Raw genomic sequence first — 2,735 nt, 5'->3', positions numbered from 1 at the left:
TCACCGCAGCCTCTTGTGCGGCGCTGCTGACGGCCTGCGCCAGCACCACCCCGGTGCTTGACGCCAATTTTGGCAACGCCGTGCGCCAGGCGCGCAGCGCCCAGACGCTCAACCCCAATGCCTCGGCCAACCGCGACCCGGTGCTCGGCATCGACGGCCAGGCCGGCGCTGCCGCGCAGGAACGCTACCAGGAGTCGTTCAAGGCACCGCCCAAGACGTTTGAAGTCATCAACGCGACCGCCAATTAAGGGCCAGGCACAGCAGCAGGAGCCATACCATGAAAACCGTCCGCTTGAAAGCCATGCGCAGCCAGTGCCAGCGCGGCGCGGTGGCCATCACTTTCGGCCTGACCCTGGTCGTGCTGATCGGTTTTGTCGGGCTGGCGATCGACCTGGGCCGCTTTTTTGTCATTAAAACCGAACTGCAAAACGGAATGGACGCCTGCGCGCTGTCGGCGGCTTCGCAACTAAGACCGGGCGCCAACGATACCAATGCATTGATCCGGGCGGTTGCATATGGCAACGTCTTCAGCCAGGGGGCACCGAGCGACCCAAGCGTTCGGAACCTGGTTAACTTCCAGAGCCAGGGGTTAGAGCCGAGCGTCCTCACAATCACCTTTGCCACCAGCAACGCCGGTCCTTACAACGTCACAGATCCGAATACAGCGAAATTTGTCAAGTGCGAGTACCCTCTGGCAGGCTTGCCGATTTACTTCATGCAGGTCTTGAACCCTTTGCTGACGACGCAAACAGTTAATGCATGGGCGGTAGCGAAACGTGAAACGCCTGCTGCAGCCTGCATCCCTGTTGCTGTATGCACTGATGCCGGAGGCAATGCCGGGAACAACTTCAATCACAACGTTGGGGACTGGCTCACGGCGTTCGATGGCACGCAATATGGCACCGGAAACTTTGGCTGGATCGACTTCACACCGCCATTCGGAGGTGCGAGTGAAATCAAAAACATACTGGCAGGCAGCATGCAGTGCAACATCAGCCAGACAGGGGATCAGGTGGGCCAAACGGGCAAGCAAGACACACTGCAAGAAGCATGGAATACCCGTTTTGGCTGGTACAGGAAGGGCGGCGGCTACAGCCCCCTTGAGGCCCCGCCGGACAAGACCGGCTTCGCGTATTCCAACCTCAACGAAGATGGCACTGCAAATGGTGGCAACTGGCCAAGCGGATTCAATGCCTACTCCGGAACGTCGACAGTTTCAGGTCAACCTAAGTTTGGTGGCATCGGCGGCGCTCAAGAAATTTTCAAACCCTACCAGGAGACGATCCCGGTCGGCATCAAGACAAATCAATATAGTCAACCATTACAGGAGGCACAACTCGAGCAACTTGGTCGAACAAATCGACGCATCGTTGCTGCACCAGTGGTCAATTGCAGTGTCTGGAATACGCCACCGGGCAGCCAGATGCCTCCCATATTGGGTTGGGCCTGCGTGTTGATGCTCAACCCAATGGAAAGTGGTTCGGCAGCATCAGACATCGCCAAACTCGAATTCCTTGGCTTGTCCAGCGCTGCAAACAGTCCGTGTTCCGGCGGAGAAGAAAACGCAAACGCACCGGTGCTCACACAATGAAAACCATCTTCAAACCAGGCAGACAAAAAGGTGTGGCCGCCGTCGAATTGGCGTTCATCCTCCCCCTCATGCTGATTTTGGTCTTTGGCATCACCGAACTCGGGCGTGCGCTGTACCAATACAACGGATTGGTCAAGGCAACGCGCGGCGCGGTGCGCTATCTGGCGCAGCAGGATCTGGCCAATCTTAGTGCGAGTTCCACCCCCACCCTTAACGAGGTCTACGCGACAACCAAAGCGCTGGCCGTGTGCGGCAAGGAAGACTGCGCTGGGCAGGAGCCCCTGGTCACCGGTCTGTCAACGACGCAAGTGACATTGTGTGACTACCTGACGTGCGTCACCACGCACAAGGGCGTCCCGACAGGGAAAGGGACGGTGGACCTGGTCACAGTCACGATCGGAGGTTCAGGCAACAAGACCTTCAGCTTCTCGTCTTTGGTGCCTTTTGTCATCCCTGACATTGATTTTTCCCCTGTCAAGACGACGATGGTGTCGCGTTATTTCTAGGCGAACAATCATGTGCACGCGTTCACTTCCAAACCGAATCAAACCCGCGCTGCAGCGCTGGCAGCGGGGTGCGACCATCGTCGAGTTTGCCTTGGTGGCCCTGCTTTTTTTCACGCTGTTGATTGGCATCATGGAGTTTGGCCGCTGGCTGTTCACACTTAATGCCGCCAATGAAGCCACGCGCCTGGGTGCGCGACTGGCTGTGGTCTGCAGTATTTCGGACGCACCGGACATCAAGGCCCGCATGCACCAGATCGCAAGTGGCATTCCAGTGGGAAATATGGTCATTGATTACGTGCCCACTGCTTGTGACGCGAGCAATTGCGAGACCGTGAACGTTCGGCTCAGCGGCGCGACCTTCAGCCCGCTGATTCCCCTCATGGGTGGCAACTATCCCATTCCGAAATTTGCCACCAGCCTGCCGCGCGAACTGATGAACAGTACCGGGAACCCGGTATGTCCATGACTCTATCAACTTGAAATGGCTCCCATGAACCTCAAAGCCTCCCTGATCTGCGCCAGCGCCCAAGAGCGCGAAGCGCTGCTCACCACACTGGCCACACCAGCGGGTGTGGAGATCAATGTGCATGTGGGTGACGCCAGGCGGCTATTGGCCGTGATGCAAAAGGACCGACCCG

4 protein-coding genes are annotated in these 2,735 nt (G+C 57.8%); all 4 read left to right on the top strand.

The features are described from left to right. Positions 1 to 248 (top strand): hypothetical protein (locus NDI87_RS17450; protein ID WP_366029165.1); only part of this gene is annotated, 248 nt, incomplete at its 5' end. A gap of 29 nt (positions 249 to 277) precedes the next feature. Continuing rightward, positions 278 to 1,591 carry a TadE/TadG family type IV pilus assembly protein gene (locus NDI87_RS17445; RefSeq protein WP_296276869.1) on the top strand — a complete coding sequence of 438 codons (1,314 nt, stop codon included), beginning with the start codon at positions 278 to 280 and terminating at the stop codon, positions 1,589 to 1,591. Further along, complete coding sequence (locus NDI87_RS17440) at positions 1,588 to 2,097, top strand: TadE/TadG family type IV pilus assembly protein (protein WP_296276866.1); 510 nt, start codon at positions 1,588 to 1,590, stop codon at positions 2,095 to 2,097. Before NDI87_RS17445 ends, NDI87_RS17440 begins: the two co-directional genes overlap by 4 nt. A 10-nt stretch (positions 2,098 to 2,107) precedes the next feature. Continuing rightward, positions 2,108 to 2,563, top strand: coding sequence for a TadE family protein (locus NDI87_RS17435; protein WP_296276865.1), 456 nt, complete (start codon positions 2,108 to 2,110; stop codon positions 2,561 to 2,563). Positions 2,564 to 2,735 lie beyond the last annotated feature (172 nt).

The organism is Rhodoferax sp., assembly GCF_023701345.1.
Taxonomy (GTDB): Bacteria; Pseudomonadota; Gammaproteobacteria; order Burkholderiales; family Burkholderiaceae_C; genus Rhodoferax.
Note: the sequence above shows the minus strand (reverse complement) of the source record. Positions and strands in the feature narration are given on the sequence as shown.

Bases quoted from the DNA above. Each gene is read 5' to 3' on its own strand.
- NDI87_RS17445 (WP_296276869.1), top strand. From the start codon at position 278: ATGAAAACCGTCCGCTTGAAAGCCATGCGCAGCCAGTGCCAGCGCGGC.
- NDI87_RS17440 (WP_296276866.1), top strand. From the start codon at position 1,588: ATGAAAACCATCTTCAAACCAGGCAGACAAAAAGGTGTGGCCGCCGTC.
- NDI87_RS17435 (WP_296276865.1), top strand. From the start codon at position 2,108: ATGTGCACGCGTTCACTTCCAAACCGAATCAAACCCGCGCTGCAGCGC.